General features: G+C 64.4%; 17 protein-coding genes and 1 tRNA gene. 14 read left to right on the plus strand and 4 right to left on the minus strand.

What is annotated here, in order from left to right; genetic code table 11:
* Positions 1 to 132: 132 nt before the first annotated feature.
* Together BKY26_RS11525 and BKY26_RS11530 are read right to left on the minus strand one after the other, a co-directional pair.
* Positions 133 to 714, minus strand: a complete 582-nt coding sequence (locus BKY26_RS11525; protein WP_071690543.1) for a VOC family protein — start codon at positions 712 to 714, stop codon at positions 133 to 135.
* Between the two features lie 83 nt (positions 715 to 797).
* Positions 798 to 1,853 carry a proline racemase family protein gene (locus tag BKY26_RS11530; protein WP_071690544.1) on the minus strand — a complete coding sequence of 352 codons (1,056 nt, stop codon included), beginning with the start codon at positions 1,851 to 1,853 and terminating at the stop codon, positions 798 to 800.
* 141 nt (positions 1,854 to 1,994) lie between these two features.
* Here BKY26_RS11530 and ribB point away from each other — a divergent pair, with 141 nt between their 5' ends.
* From ribB to nusB, 3 genes are read left to right on the plus strand one after another with little or no spacing between them, the layout of a single operon-like run.
* The gene (ribB, locus tag BKY26_RS11535; protein ID WP_071690545.1) at positions 1,995 to 3,116 is read left to right on the plus strand and encodes a 3,4-dihydroxy-2-butanone-4-phosphate synthase; all 1,122 of its coding nucleotides are present in this window, start codon (positions 1,995 to 1,997) and stop codon (positions 3,114 to 3,116) included.
* Positions 3,117 to 3,120: 4 nt separating this feature from the next.
* Positions 3,121 to 3,672, plus strand: a complete 552-nt coding sequence (locus BKY26_RS11540; protein ID WP_071690546.1) for a 6,7-dimethyl-8-ribityllumazine synthase — start codon at positions 3,121 to 3,123, stop codon at positions 3,670 to 3,672.
* Positions 3,669 to 4,148, plus strand: coding sequence for a transcription antitermination factor NusB (nusB, locus tag BKY26_RS11545; protein WP_071690547.1), 480 nt, complete (start codon positions 3,669 to 3,671; stop codon positions 4,146 to 4,148). Before BKY26_RS11540 ends, nusB begins: the two co-directional genes overlap by 4 nt.
* 86 nt (positions 4,149 to 4,234) lie before the next feature.
* Here the strand turns inward: nusB and BKY26_RS11550 are convergent, their stop codons facing one another.
* On the minus strand, positions 4,235 to 5,791 hold the full coding sequence (locus BKY26_RS11550; protein ID WP_071690548.1) for a zinc-binding metallopeptidase family protein: 1,557 nt from the start codon (positions 5,789 to 5,791) through the stop codon (positions 4,235 to 4,237).
* A gap of 163 nt (positions 5,792 to 5,954) precedes the next feature.
* On the opposite strand from BKY26_RS11550, the gene BKY26_RS11555 reads away from it, so the two are divergent.
* Entirely contained in the window at positions 5,955 to 6,260 is a 306-nt protein-coding gene (locus BKY26_RS11555) for a hypothetical protein (protein WP_071690549.1), read from the plus strand.
* Positions 6,261 to 6,560: 300 nt separating this feature from the next.
* A complete protein-coding gene (locus BKY26_RS11560; protein ID WP_071690574.1) occupies positions 6,561 to 7,016 on the plus strand; it encodes an MmcB family DNA repair protein in 456 nt (151 codons plus the stop codon).
* Between the two features lie 108 nt (positions 7,017 to 7,124).
* Here the strand turns inward: BKY26_RS11560 and BKY26_RS11565 are convergent, their stop codons facing one another.
* Positions 7,125 to 7,316, minus strand: a complete 192-nt coding sequence (locus BKY26_RS11565; RefSeq protein ID WP_071690575.1) for a DUF6324 family protein — start codon at positions 7,314 to 7,316, stop codon at positions 7,125 to 7,127.
* A gap of 121 nt (positions 7,317 to 7,437) precedes the next feature.
* On the opposite strand from BKY26_RS11565, the gene BKY26_RS11570 reads away from it, so the two are divergent.
* From BKY26_RS11570 to BKY26_RS11605, 9 genes are all read left to right on the plus strand, one after another.
* Entirely contained in the window at positions 7,438 to 7,929 is a 492-nt protein-coding gene (locus BKY26_RS11570) for a GNAT family N-acetyltransferase (RefSeq protein WP_071690550.1), read from the plus strand.
* A gap of 48 nt (positions 7,930 to 7,977) precedes the next feature.
* Positions 7,978 to 8,054: transfer RNA gene (locus tag BKY26_RS11575), tRNA-His, on the plus strand.
* A 454-nt stretch (positions 8,055 to 8,508) separates the two neighbouring features.
* Positions 8,509 to 9,060: an RNA polymerase sigma factor gene (locus BKY26_RS11580; protein WP_071690551.1), complete on the plus strand. Its 552-nt coding sequence runs from the start codon at positions 8,509 to 8,511 to the stop codon at positions 9,058 to 9,060.
* Positions 9,057 to 9,662 (plus strand): hypothetical protein, encoded by a 606-nt coding sequence (locus BKY26_RS11585; RefSeq protein WP_071690552.1) that lies wholly within the window; start codon positions 9,057 to 9,059, stop codon positions 9,660 to 9,662. Before BKY26_RS11580 ends, BKY26_RS11585 begins: the two co-directional genes overlap by 4 nt.
* A 21-nt stretch (positions 9,663 to 9,683) precedes the next feature.
* Entirely contained in the window at positions 9,684 to 10,955 is a 1,272-nt protein-coding gene (locus BKY26_RS11590) for a S8 family serine peptidase (protein WP_071690553.1), read from the plus strand.
* A 181-nt stretch (positions 10,956 to 11,136) separates the two neighbouring features.
* A complete protein-coding gene (locus BKY26_RS11595) occupies positions 11,137 to 11,316 on the plus strand; it encodes a hypothetical protein (RefSeq protein ID WP_071690554.1) in 180 nt (59 codons plus the stop codon).
* Positions 11,317 to 11,331: 15 nt separating this feature from the next.
* A complete protein-coding gene (locus tag BKY26_RS20015; RefSeq protein WP_131541844.1) occupies positions 11,332 to 11,739 on the plus strand; it encodes a hypothetical protein in 408 nt (135 codons plus the stop codon).
* Positions 11,740 to 11,914: 175 nt separating this feature from the next.
* Positions 11,915 to 12,964 (plus strand): AbrB family transcriptional regulator, encoded by a 1,050-nt coding sequence (locus tag BKY26_RS11600; RefSeq protein ID WP_083431424.1) that lies wholly within the window; start codon positions 11,915 to 11,917, stop codon positions 12,962 to 12,964.
* Complete coding sequence (locus BKY26_RS11605) at positions 12,961 to 14,160, plus strand: CaiB/BaiF CoA transferase family protein (protein WP_071690555.1); 1,200 nt, start codon at positions 12,961 to 12,963, stop codon at positions 14,158 to 14,160. Before BKY26_RS11600 ends, BKY26_RS11605 begins: the two co-directional genes overlap by 4 nt.
* The last annotated feature ends 91 nt before the right edge of the window (positions 14,161 to 14,251 follow it).

Here is a 14,251-nt window from a genome sequence, read left to right on the forward strand (position 1 = left end):
GTCAGGCCCCTCCGGGGCCCTCCTCGGGCCGCGTTGCCACGGATGGGTGGTGAGGGAGTAGTGCAGATTGCATGATCCGCCGGGGGCACCGTTGCGTGCCTCCGGCGGGAGTATTTGGCGCCAAGAAGAAACTCAGTAGGGATTCTTCGGGGAACGGTCGGTGGACAGGGTCTGCTGGCGGCGTTCGACCAGAAGCTCGATCGCATCGGCGAGATGTTTTTCCTGAATGTTGTAGTCGCCCGCCGCGACGCGCATCCGGTGCGCCTCAATCATCACATCGGCATGGGTGCAGCCCACGGGCGGCTCGAAGCGGTAGCAGGCCAGCTCGATCATCAGCCCCATCGGATCCTTGAAATAGATCGAATCCATGAAGCCGCGATCCTTGGGGCCGGAATGGCTGATCCCGCGTTCATCGAGCCGGGTCACGCATTGGCTGAAGACGGCCTTGCTGACATTGAAGGCGATGTGATGGACGCAGCCCGGTTCCGTGGGGGTGCGGCGCGGATCGGGTGTGCGGTCTTCGTTGGTGAAGATGGTGATGAGCCGCCCGTCGCCGGGATCGAAATAGAGATGCCCTTCGCGCGGATTGTCCAGATTGGGCTGGTCGAAGATGAAGGGCATGCCGAGCACCCCTTCCCAGAAATCAATTGAGGTCTGCCGGTCGGCGCCGGTCAACGTGATGTGGTGAACGCCCTGAACCTGTAGCTTGCGCATGGTGAAATCTCCCCTTCTGTTTGAGGGATGGTAGCCCAAACGCGGCCAAAGCCAAATGCCGACTGGCGCAGGGGATCTGTGCGTCAGCCCCAGATGTCGCCCACGCGGTAACCCTGCGGAAACGGGTCTGTCGGGTCGAGCATGTATTGGCTGGTGCCATAGATCCACGCCTGCCCTGCGATGCTGGGAATGATGGCGGGGTAGGGGCCGACCTGGGTCAGACCCTCGATCCTGGCGGTGAAGGTTGTGCCGATGGGGCCTTCGTTGATGTAGTCCACCCCCGCTTCCAGCATCCCGCGCGCGTGCAGACAGGCCAGTTTGGCGCTGGTCCCGGTGCCGCAGGGGGACCGGTCGAGCGCGCCGGGAAGCGACATTGGGCTTGGCGGGGCCGAGACGCTGTTCGAGACGGTCACCGCGCTGCGCCCGTGGTTGCCGGGCTGCTGCGCGGGGCCGGTCAGTTGCGAGATCGTGGGGCCGGTGATGGCGGGATTGTCGGGGTGGGTGACGGGCAGTTGCGCGGCGGCGGCGCGCCGCAGGGCCTCGCACAGGCGGACCATTTCTGCGCCGTTTTCCGGGGTGAGGTCCAGACCGAACTGGGCGGCGTCGGCGATGACATAGAACATGCCGCCCCAGGCCACATCGACATGGGCGACCCCGTGGCCTTCAACCTCGATCTTCGCATCCAGATGCAGGGCGAAGGAGGGCACGTTGCGGAAGGTGACGCGGGTGACCTTTCCGTCCCTGCACTCGGCACGGACCCGGATCAGCCCCGCCGGGGCCTCGAGTGTCAGCTCGGTCACCGGTTCGATCATCGGCAGGATGCCGGTTTCCAGCAGGACGGTCACGGTGCAGATGGTGTTGGACCCGGACATGGGCGGGTATTCTGTCTGTTCCATGATGATGAAACCGGCATCCGCCGCCGGGTCGCAGGGTTCCACAATAGCGTTGCAGCACAGCGCCGGGTTGCCGCGCGGCTCGCGCAGCATCAGAAGGCGGATCTCGTCGGCATGGGCCTGCATCCACTGCATCTTTTCAAAGACCGATTGGCCGGGAATCGGTGGCAAGCCCCCGGTGATGACGCGGCCCGGTTCGCCCTCGGCATGGGCCTCAACAGCGGTGATCATGCGAGAGAAGCGCATCGCGGGCCTTTCCTGTGCGGTTTTGCGGAGGCTAGGCTGCGCAGTGACGTCGTGTCCAGCACCTGTTTAGACGGGTCTTCACTGGTATCGGGGGACGGGCTGCGGTATCCCCTGCCCAAGCCAAGGTGCAAAGGGACCACAATGACATTCGAGACCCCCGGGCCCGTCGAGACCGACTACAAGAATGCGATCTCCCCCATCGAGGAGATTATCGAGGAAGCCCGCCAGGGCCGCATGTTCATCCTCGTCGATCACGAGGACCGCGAGAACGAGGGCGATCTGGTGATCCCCGCCAATTTCGCGACCGCCGATGCGATTAACTTCATGGCCACCCATGGGCGCGGGCTGATCTGTCTGACCCTGCCTGCGGAGCGGGTCGAGGAACTGGGTCTGCCGATGATGGCTGTGAACAATTCCTCGCGCCACGAGACGGCCTTTACGGTCTCGATCGAGGCGCGGGAGGGCGTGTCGACCGGGATTTCCGCCGCCGACCGGGCGCTGACCGTGAAGACCGCCATCGACCCGCAATGCACCGCCGCCGATATCGCCACGCCGGGCCATGTCTTCCCGCTGCGCGCGCGGCGTGGGGGGGTGCTGGTGCGCGCGGGTCATACAGAGGCTGGTTGCGACGTGGCGCGGCTGGCGGGGCATTACCCGTCTTCGGTGATCTGCGAGATCATGAAGGAAGACGGCACCATGGCGCGGCTGCCTGATCTGGTGGAATATGCGGGGAAACACGGGCTGAAGATCGGCACGATCTCGGACCTCATCACCTATCGCTCGCGCAGCGACAACCTGGTCGTTGAGACTGCGCGCGATACGGTGACGTCCGAGTTTGGCGGCGAATGGGAAATGCGGATTTTCACCGATCAGACCCATGGCGTTGAACATGTGGTGCTGGTGAAAGGCGATATTACCACCGATGAGCCGGTTCTGATCCGAACCCACGCGCTGCAGGCCGGGGCGGATCTGTTGGGTCTGGGTCCGAAGCCGACCGCAGAGCTGCCGACCGCCATGCGGATCATCGCCGAAGAGGGCCGGGGGGCGATCTGCCTGATCCGGGCGCCTCGCAAGGAAGCTTTTGCGGCAGAAGATGAACACGGCCCCCGCACCATCAAGCGCACCGGTTTGGGCGCACAGATCCTGTCCAAGATGGGCCTGCACGAGCTGATCCTTCTGACCGACTCGCCCTCGACCCGTTATCTGGGTCTCGACGCCTTCGGGCTTTCCATCGTGGGCACGCGCCCGATCATGAAAGGCTGACACTATGGCTGGTTCCGAATCCCACTACACGCTGCCGCTGCCCGCTTTCGACAAGCCGGTGAAGGTGCTGATCGTCGTCGCGCCCTATTACAAGGATATCGCCGACAACATGGTGGCGGGGGCGCTAGCCACGCTGGAAGAGGCGGGCGCTACGCACGAAATCATCGAAGTGCCCGGCGCGCTGGAGGTTCCCACGGCGATCCGCATTGCCTATCGGCAGGCCAATTTCGACGGGTTCGTGGCCATCGGCTGCGTGATCCGGGGCGAGACGACCCATTACGACACGGTCTGCAATGACAGTTCCCGCGCGATCCAGCTTCTGGGGCTGGAAGGGGCCTGTATCGGCAACGGTATCCTCACCGTGGAGAACCGCAAACAGGCGGAAGTGCGCGCCGATCCCACCGATCAGAACAAGGGCGGCGGGGCTGCTGCGGCGGCGCTCCACCTTATCGCGTTGACGCGGAAGTTCGCAGCGCCTAAAGGCGGCATCGGATTCAAACCGGCGGGCAGCGAGATGCTGATTGCCGGCGATGCAAAAGGACCAAACCGCGCATGACCACCCAAAAGGGCCCCACGAAGGACGAAAAGCGCCAGATGAAATCGGCCGCCCGGCTTTATGCGGTGCAGGCGCTGTTTCAGATGGAAGCCGCGGGGCAGACGGTGGAGAAGGTGCGCCGCGAGTTTTTCGATTTTCGCTTTGGTCAGGAAGTGGCGGGCGAGGAGCTGGCCGAGGCCGATCCCGATCTTTTTACCAAGCTGCTGGATGACGCGGTGAACTGGCAGGCCAAGATCGACCAGATGACCGACCGGGCGCTGGTCGCGAAATGGCCGATTGCGCGTATCGACCCGACGATCCGGGCCCTGTTCCGCGCTGCGGGGGCGGAGCTGCTGGACTCGAACACCCCGCCCAAGGTGGTGATTACCGAGTTCGTGGACGTCGCCCGCGCCTTCTTCCCCGAAGGGCGCGAGCCGAAATTCGTGAATGCCGTTCTTGACCACATGGCGCGGGAAGCGAAGCCCGAGGCGTTCTGAGCCGGAAAACTCTTCCAGAAGAGTTTTCCGGTCTTCAAATTTTTCCAGAAAAATTTGGATTTCGGAAGAATTTTCTGGAAAATTCTTCATGCCCCGGATGGGATCACCCAGTCCTCGCCCCGCGCTGTCGTGATGTATTCCGGCCAGCGGAAATGAAGCGGCGGGGCGTAGTCGCAGAGCGGCGGAATATGCTCTTGGGCGGTGCGCTGGCGGAACTCGGCCTGTGCCGTTTCCAACAGGCCCAGGTCGGTGAGGCAGTCGAGCGTGGTCATGGCGATGACCTGCGCCGCGACCTCGGTCATCGGGTCGATCGTTGCCGGGTGGCCACCAAGCGCGTTCATCGCCCAGGCCGGGTAGGCGAAGCCCTCGGGTGCGGCGAGCGCCGGGCGCCCGATATAGAGCCGCACCGTGGGCGCGTGCCAGCAATATTCGGTGTAGTCATCCGAGGTGAAGTGGCGTTGCGAGGGCGGCAGGTTCAGCCTGAGCTGCCGCTCGGCCTCTTCCGGCGGGGTCAGCTTGGAGATCATCGGCAGGAACGGGTCGGCCATGGGGTCCAGCCTCAGCTCGCTTTGGATCGCGCGGGCAAACTCTGCCGCCTCCTCCCCCCAGACCGGCGCGCCGACCGCTTCCAGGTTGGCATAGGTCGCGCGGGCCATGGCGTGGTTGGGCAGGCCGGGGCGCGATTTGGCCACCCAGTGCCGCCGCCACGAACAGTGGCAGAGCCGTGCCGCAGCCTCGGCGAAATGATCGAGTCCGCGGATGATGTGCTCGGCCTCGCTGACCTCGCTGATACGGATGAAGTACATGATCTGCGCGATCTGCGCCGGGATGTTATCGGCGGTAGCCTGCCCGTGGCTCAGGATCGTTTCGTTCATCGACCAGCTTTGCCCCGGCGCCATCACATGTTCGCGCAGGGCTTTGGCCGATTGATACATCTGCACCATGGCATCCGTGGCCCCCGGCGCGCGGGCAGCGGCGTGGCTGGCGGGGATGGGCGAGGCATCCTCGCCCGCCATCCAGGTTTCCGGCGCGTCGCAGGTGAATTCGTAGATGACGCCGTAGCCCACGCCGCAATGCGTGTCCCACCTGACGGTGTTGCAGAGCGGCGCCATGTAGAACGGGTGGAAGCTGATCGCCGCATCGAGGTCGTCGTAATAGCCCGCCGCCGCGTGAATGGGTTTCGACCCCCTGACCTTTTCCGCCGGTTCGCCGAAGAACTTGAGCCGCCCGGGGATGTTATGTGCCTCCATCGCCGCCTTGGCCGCGAGGAAGCCGCCGAGCGATCCCATGCCAAGCGCGGAATGCGGGTCGGTGTGACCGCCCGCATGAGGATTAAGGCCGGGGCGGGGGGCCTTGCGGGGTTCCGCCGCCTGGCAGTTGCCGGGGATGCCGTCATATTCGGCGTAGCCTCCGACCACCGGCCCGTCGCCGTTTGACCATGTGGCGCAGAAGGCCGTGGGCATGCCGGCGCTGCCTTCCTCGACCTCGAAGCCTTCGCGCCGCAGAAGGTCCACGTAATAGGCGCAGGATTTGTATTCGCGCCACGCGGTTTCCCCGAAATCCCAGATGTCGCGCGTCCAGCGGGAAATCTCGCCCATCCGTGCCCTGACCGCTGCCCGCGCCGTGTCTTTCGCCTGTGTCATGCCCTGCCTCCGTTTTCGGCACGACGCTAGGCCGCTGCCCCCATGGCGGGCAAGCGCTTTTCAGGCGGGCGAATTGTGGCCCATGGGCGGCTCTGCCGCAGGCTGTCGGGTTGCAGAGCGGCCGGGCCGTGCTAACATATTTGACAAGGTCAAGGAGGACATCATGCCAGACCATATCAGGATGATCATTCGCCACGGGTTCATCGGCTTCGGGATCTCGGTCGCCTTCACGGTGATGATCCTCGCCTTCAATGTCGGCAACCTGTGGCACCTTGTGACCCACACGGCAGAAGGGCCGGTGGCGGTTCTGATGCTGATCGTGTTCGGCACCATCACCTTCGGGTCGGCGCAGATCGGCTACAAGATCATGTCCATGGGTGACGAGGATGACGACCAAAGCGGCGGCAAGCGCGATGCGCTGCCCGTGGCTGATCCGGTTGCGATCCCGGTTCGCGTCACCGACCACTAGCCCCCCACAAGAAAGAAGGCCCGAAGCATGCGCCTCGGGCCTTGATCTCTCAAAGGTGACGGGACCACCACAACCGTTGGGAATTCAATTCCCGAGGACCTGTATATACAGGTGGGCGCCAGGTAAACGGACCACGGCCCGCACAGAGCCAGCTCCCTCGGATTTGCTTAAGGCCACCGGAATATTACCCGATACGAGAAGGGCAGAACCCGCCAACCCCCCAAATAGGCGCTGTGCCCGGGTCCGGCAAGGCTAATACGAACAATTGCATTTGTTCTTGAATTGTTCCAATCTGGCAGCATGGCAAACGACGCTCTCCTTCCCGATCTTATGCCCGGCCAGTTGCTGGCCCGGGGCGTCTGCCGTCATCTGCGCCAGCATGATTTCGCCAGCCTGGAGGAGTTTGTGCCGGAGCGGGGCAAGCGGGTGGATGTCATGGCGCTCGGCCCTAAAGGGGAAATCTGGGTGATCGAGTGCAAATCGAGCCGCGTCGACTTCACATCCGATTCGAAATGGGATGGCTACCTGGAATGGTGCGACCGGTATTTCTGGGCGGTGGACCAGGAATTTCCGACCGATCTGCTGCCAGAGGGTACCGGACTGATCATCGCCGATGCCTATGACGCGGAAATCCTGCGCTTTGGGCCCGAGACCAAACTGGCCCCCGCCCGGCGCAAGGTGCTGACGCAGAAATTCGCCCGCACCGCCGCGCAGCGTCTGCACGGATACCGCGACCCCAAACCGGGCAGCATTTGACTAAAACTGTCCGCTCCCCTTCTTTTTGGCCAAGATACTCCGGGGAGCGCGAGGGGCAGCGCCCCTCGTATGACAGGCCATCAAGCGGGGATGCCGCGGGGCAAGGGATCAGCCCTTGACGCCCTTGCGGATGGTTTCCGCCGCGACGCGCAGTTCCTCGGCGATCTCCAGCGCTTCCTCGGGGTCGAAGTCCAGCGGCAAGTCGACGCCATCGGCCTCGATATAGATGCGGACCATGCCCAGGGTGGTGGGGCCGATCTGCAGATTGGCGGCGATGTCGCTTTCGCTGTCGATGCCCATGATATCCTCCGAGAAACCGGTTTTCCCCATAAATGGGGGCTGGCGAGCGGCCTAGACCCTTGCCCATGACGATACAAGGCAAAATACTGGAAGCGGACGGCGTCCACAAAGGGGAAATTGCATGTCGGACGAGGTCATCCTGAAAGATCTGGCCATCGGCGATGCCGGCTGGCTGATCCAGCAACATGCGGAGCTCTATGCCCGCGAGGAAGGGTTCGATGCCAGTTTCGAGCCCTTGGTTGCCGAAATTCTTGCTGCCTATATGCGCAATCGCGACCCCGCTTGCGAACGTGCCTGGATCGCCTGGGACGGGGACGAACGGCTCGGCTCGATCTTCTGTGTCAGGGGGCCAGAACCGGGGCAGGCCAAGCTGCGGCTTTTCCTGCTGACCCCGGCGGCACGGGGCAGGGGGCTTGGCAAGCGGCTGCTCAATGCCTGCATCGCCTATGCCCGCGACAAGGGCTACCGCGAGATGGTGCTCTGGACCCATGCCAGCCACAGGGCCGCCTGCGCGCTCTATGAAAGGGCCGGGTTCACCTGCACCGACAGTCATCCCGTCACCTCGTTCGGGCAGCGGCTGGAAGAACAGACATGGAAGCTGAAATTGACATGACAGAGAGGCTTGCATTCCGGCGCAACGGGGGCTATCCACCCCGCCAGTGCCGCCTTAGCTCAGTTGGTTAGAGCGCTGGATTGTGGATCCAGAGGTCCCCCGTTCAAGCCGGGGAGGCGGTACCACCCTCCGATCACACGGGAAGATGCGCCGGCAGGAAACATGCCCCTGTGCTCCAAGCGCGCGGCCGGATTCGTGGAGGCCATAAAAGCTACCTTCTGTCGAACGCGGGTGATCCGGCGTCACCGCCCCCGCCGCGCATTCCCCATGGCGTTGCGGGAGATCTGACAAGTGGTTCGAGATGGCGACGCCACTTGTTCAGCCCCGGCCTCTGCTGGAGCGGATCGAGGCCGTGTCTGCTCGGCTCTGATGTCCGGATCTTGCAGATGACAAGACGGAAAACCTGTGGCCGCCTCAACTGCCACGTGGTCTTGATCGATCTGCCTTCGCCAAACCTTTCGCGGCTCGGGTCTTCCGTCAAACGGCACCATTGTCGGGGAAACCTGACCTCAGCCCCACTTGGCGCGGCCAGCCAAACCGGTTAAGTCTGACTCTTGTAGGCAGGACGGGCCTTTAGACATGAGTGCAGACCACAAGTTCCTGATCGAGCAGATCGCGCAGGGCGACAAGCAGGCCTTGGCGGCGCTTTACCGTGCGCTCGAACGGCCCGTCTACAAGTTTATCGTGTCCAGATTGAACGATCCCCACGAGGCGAGCGACATACTCCATGAAGTGTTCATGGATGTCTGGCGTTCCGCCGGCCGCTTTGAAGGGAGATCGAAGGTGCAGACCTGGATTATGGGCATAGCCTACCGAAAGAGCATCGACGCGATGCGCAAGCGCGGCCGTATGGACCTGACCGATGAAACACCGGACATGGCAGATGACGGCCCCGATCAGGAGACCTGCCTCGCAGCCGGCCAGGAGGCCGAGCATGTGAGGCATTGCCTGGAGACGCTGAAGGACGATCACCGTTCGGCGATCACGCTCGCGTTCTACCAGGACATGACCTATGGCGAGATCGCCGAGGTCGCGGGGGTGCCCGAGGGCACGATCAAGACCCGTATCTTCCATGCCAAGAAACTGTTGATGCGCTGCCTGTCTGGCCGCGTGGAAAGGGGTGTGGCATGACCTACCAGGATATTCACGAATTGCTGCCCTTCCGGGCGAACGGAACCCTAGACGGCGCCGATCTGGCCGCCGTGGACGCGGCCCTGGCCGAGGATGCCGACCTGCGCGCCGAACTGGCGGCGCTGACCGCCATCCGCGCCACGATGCGGGCCGAAGAGGTCGCCAGCCCCGGGGATTTCGGGCTTGCCCGGCTGATGCGCGATGTCGATGCCGAAACCCGTGTGGCCGCGCCTGTCGCCGCCAATGATAACGTGGTGCCGCTGATGCGCCTGCGTATCTGGCAGGTCGCCGCCGCCGTGGTGCTGGCCGTGGGTATCGGGTTCAACCTGCCGCAATTCGGACCCTCCACCGCGCCCATGGACAGCGCCGAACCCGCAGGGTTTACCCTTGCCAGCGGCGGTGCGGATGCCGATTTCACCGTGGTCTTCGCCCCTGACGCCACCGAGGCCGAGATGCGTGCCCTTCTGCTTCAGGCCGGTCTGGAGATCGTTTCCGGCCCTTCGGCGCTTGGCATCTACGGGCTTGGCCTGATCGACGCAGAAACCTCGGATGCCGCATTTGCAGCGCTGTCGGCTTCGGCTATTGTCGAGGACGTGCAATAGTCCCTTTCGAAGGCCCTGCTTATGTTTCGTCTGATCATCCTAGTCGCCGCAGCTTTTCTGCTCATGCTTCAGGTGGGGGCTGCGCAAGCCCAGATCGAACCCACCGACCCGGCAACCGGGGGACCGACCAGCCCCGGAGAGTGTGACGGGCCGTGCTACCCCGACGATTACCAAGACGGATATGATCATGAAGATGAACGGGTGGATGCCGACCATTCGGCACAGCCTCGCGTGGTGACATCCCCATCGGGTCTGCCCGAATACATCGTCAGTGGTCCGATTTCGGAGTTCGACGCCTCTCGGAATGGCCTGACCGACGCCGGGGCGCAACTGTTGCGCTATCGTGATCTGCCTCTGCTCGGCATCCGCATTGCCATCTACGATTTCCGCCTGCGCCTTGGTGTGCGCCGGGCCAACATGATTCTCGACGATGTGGCCCCGAATACCCAGGTGGGGCGTCACCATATCTATGAGCTGTCGCAAGCCCGCCCCCGCGTTTACGCCGCCGACATGATTGGGGATGCCTCCCCCGGGGCCTGCCCGGTGGGGCGCCGGTCGATCGGACTTATCGACGGGCCGGTTGACCCCGACCATCCGGCACTGGCCGGGGCGCAGATCGTGACGCAGAGCTTCCTCGGCGATGGGGAACGCCCGCCTGCGGGCAATCATGGAACCGCCGTGGCGGCGCTGATCGTGGGGCAGGACCCGTCCGGCGCGCTTGGCGGCTTTGCCCCCGGTGCCGCGCTGTACGCCGTGTCGGCCTTCACGGAGACGCGCGGTGACGTCGGTGCGGATATCGAACGCATTGCCACCGCCATCGAATGGCTGCTGCAACAGGATGTGCGGCTGATCAACATGTCCTTCGCGGGGCCGGAAAACACTGTGCTGACGGCTGTGCTGGACAGTGCCGCCGCGCGCGGTGCGATCATGATCGCCGCTGCGGGCAATGACGGGCGCGAACGGGCGGCCCATCCGGCGGCGCACCCCTCGGTCATCGCCGTAACCGCCGTGGACGCCGCTTTCCGCCGGTATCGCGATGCCAATTACGGCGACCATATCGAGTTCTCGGCCCCCGGTGTCGACCTCTACGTCGCCTCCTCGCGCGGCGGCAACTATGCCTCCGGCACCTCCTATGCCGCCCCCATCGTCACCGCACTGGCGGCCCGGCTGGGGGCTGGCGGCGGGTTGAGCCTGACCCAGATCCGTGACCGCCTGCGCGGCTCGGCGGTGGATCTTGGGCCTGATGGCTTCGATTCCGAGTTCGGTTGGGGTCTTGTGCGCGGCGGCTGCTGAAACCGCATTTTGCAAGAGTGATCCTTGGGGAACCGGCCTGTTGCAGGCCGGTTTCTTGCGTTTCCGGCTTTTGTCACAGCGCAATCGGGATGGGATTTTGAACCGAGGTCGGCCACCGTCCGACCAACAGGTATAAGGGCGGTTTTTCCCGCCGGATGCCACAGCGAACAGGACCCGAGCCATGACCCGTTTTCTTGCCCCCTTTTCCTCTGCCGCCCGCCGCGCCATCGCGGGCGATCATCTTCGGGTCCGTAGCATTGCAGCCGGGTCGCAGCGTGACCTGGTGGCCGTGCCCACCCGCGACACCGCGCCTGCTTCCCGCGCCCGGCTGACCAATTTCCGCCGCGCCATTCAGGGCTGAACCATCGGTGTTCCCGTGGCCACCGTCACCTGCCACGGGCTTGTCCCTCGTCTGACCGATCCAGCTTTTCTGTCCCGATCGGCACCTTTCCGGCCCGTATTCTTCAAGAGTGCGGGCCTTTTTTTGTACGTGGCCCGCCAGTTCGGCGCGCGGATCGAAAAAAACAGAAAAAACTTTGAACCAAGTCGACGCGCCCCCCGACCTATCCCTGTATCGCGCAGATATTCTGCGCTGCAGGTGAGGGAGCACAACGTGTCACGATTTCTCAAGTGCATGCTGACATTTGTCTCGGTCAGTGTGAAACGCGTTCCTTCCCCGATTGCCTTGGATTTCTGGCAACCGCTGCCCGCTTGTTATGGCCAGGCGATCAGTGGTGATGACGAAATCATTTTCCAATATCGCAGCCACTTGTTTTCCGTCTGACGGCTGCTTTCCCGGCGCTGAACACCCCCCGTCCTTAGTTCGGTGCCATGATGCCCGGTCCTCCCCCGGACCGGGCATCTTCTTTTTCTTTCCCGTCAAGTGCTCTTGAAATCCGTTGCACGATGCGCAACGCCAGTCTCATCCTCTTTGCGCGGCCCCTCCTCAGGCGTATCACATGGGTATGAACACCTGGCTGCCCCCAGATCCCGCAACGCTCGCCACCACGCTGGCCGTGGGCGCTATTGGTGCGATGGTCGCGGTCTTGCTGCATGTTCCCGCCCCCTACCTGACCGGGCCTGCCGCGCTGGTGACGCTGGCGGGTGTCTTGGGCCTGCGCACGCGGGTGCCGCTGCCGCTGAGGGACGGCTGCTTCCTGGTCATCGGCACGTCCATGGGGGCTGGCGTGAACCCCGAGATCCTGGCCGCCGCAGCGCAATGGCCCCTCAGCCTCGCGGCGCTTGCCTCGGCGCTTCTGGTCATTTTTCTGGGTGGTGCCACGCTCTTGCAGCGCTGGTTTGAGTTCGACCGCATATCGGCCCTCCTGGCGGCGACGCCCGGACATCTGAGCTATATCCTGTCCCTGTCCGCAGATACCAAATCGGAGCTTTCGACCATCACCGTGGCGCAGTCCCTGCGGGTGCTCATCCTGACATTGCTGGTGCCGCTGGCTGTGGCCCTGCTGACCGATGTGGATCTGAGCATGTCAACGCGACCCGACGCGGTCATGTCGCTGGTGCCACTTGGGGTGATCATGGTGCTGGCCGCGGCGCTTGGCGCAGTGCTGAAACGCCTGAACATGCCGGCGGCCTTCCTGATGGGCGGTTTCATCGTCTCGGCGGTCAGTCACGGCACCGGAGCAACCCCGGGGCTGGTTCCCGGATGGGTGACGATCCCCGGATTTGCCATCATGGGCACTTTGATCGGCACCCGTTTTTCAGGCATCTCGCTGGCTCAGCTCCGGCGGGCCTCGGGCGCGGCGGCGGTGCTGACGACACTGGCGCTGATCGCCACCGTTGGGGCGGCGCTGTCCATGCACTGGGCCTTGGGCCTGCCTGTCACCAACTTGCTGATTGCCTATGCCCCCGGCGGGTTGGAGACCATGGCAGCGATGTCGGTGATGCTGGATGCCGACCCGGCTTTCGTGGCCTTCCACCACGCATTCCGCATCCTGCTGCTGACGTTCCTCGTCCCCGCCTTTCTGCCCAGATCGGAGCCCGAGACATGACCGCCCCCAAGCCCCTTGCCGGGATTCGTGTGCTGGACCTGACCAATGTGCTGGCCGGTCCCTTCGCCTGCCACCAACTGGCCCATATGGGGGCCGAGGTGATCAAGGTGGAGGCGCCGGGGCGAGGCGATCTGGCGCGGCAGTTGGGGGCCGATCCGGCGCTGAACGCCAAGGGCATGGGCGTGTCCTTTCTGGCGCAGAATGCCGGGAAGAAATCGGTGACGCTGAACCTGAAACATCCGCGCGGGGTTGCGCTTTTGAAGGCGCTGGTGCGGGGCGCGGATGTGCTGGTGGAGAATTTCCGCCCCGGCGTGATGGACCGTCTGGGTGTGGGGCCTGACGTGTTGCGGGCCGAAAACCCCCGGCTTGTCTACTGCGCGATTTCGGGCTTCGGGCAGGATGGGCCCTGGGTCGACCGCCCGGCCTATGACCAGATCGTGCAGGGGGTGTCGGGTGTCATGTCGATCACCGGCGACGCGGGCAGCGCACCCCTCCGCGTGGGCTATCCGATTGCCGACACGATCGGCGGGCTGACGGCGGCGATGGCGATTGCGTCCGCCCTGAACGCGCCTGAACGGGGCTGCGTCATCGACGTGTCGATGCTGGAGGCGGTGCTGGCCACGATGGGGTGGGCGGTGTCGAACTACCTGGTCGCGGGGGTGGAACCCGGCGCCCATGGCAATGAGAACACCACCTCCGCACCCTCGGGCGCCTTCCGCTGCAAGGGCGGGCTGGTGAACATCGCCGCCAACAAGGATGAGCAGTGGGAATTGCTGGCACGGCATCTTGGGCTGGAGGCGCTGCTGGACGATCCCGACTACGCCACGCGGGAGGATCGCAAGCGAAACCGCTATGCGCTTCGGTCGCTCATCGAGGCGCGGCTGGAAGCGAAGCCCGCGCGGGACTGGGCGCGGGAACTGAACGCCTTGGGCGTGCCCGCCGGGGCGGTTCTGTCGGTGCCCGAGGCGCTGGCACACCCCCAGGTGGCCGACCGGGGGCTGGTGGCCTCATTCGAGGATGTGCCGGGCGTGGACCGGCCGGTACGGGTCCTGCGACCGGGCGTGAAACTGGACGGGGCCGCGCCCGAGGTGGCGAAGGGGCCGCCCGCGCTTGGGGCCGATGCGGCGGAGGTCTTCGGGGCGCTTGGGCTGGATGCGGCAGAGCTGGAGCGGCTGGCGCGCGACGGGGTGATCTGAGCGACGGGGAGCGGCCCGGCTCAACCTGCCCCCGGATGGCGGAGGCCTCGCCGGGCCGCGCTGCCGCGGAATATCGGGTGGGTCAGGTTTG

The sequence above is a fragment of the Nioella sediminis genome (assembly GCF_001879695.1).
GTDB lineage: Bacteria > Pseudomonadota > Alphaproteobacteria > Rhodobacterales > Rhodobacteraceae > Nioella > Nioella sediminis.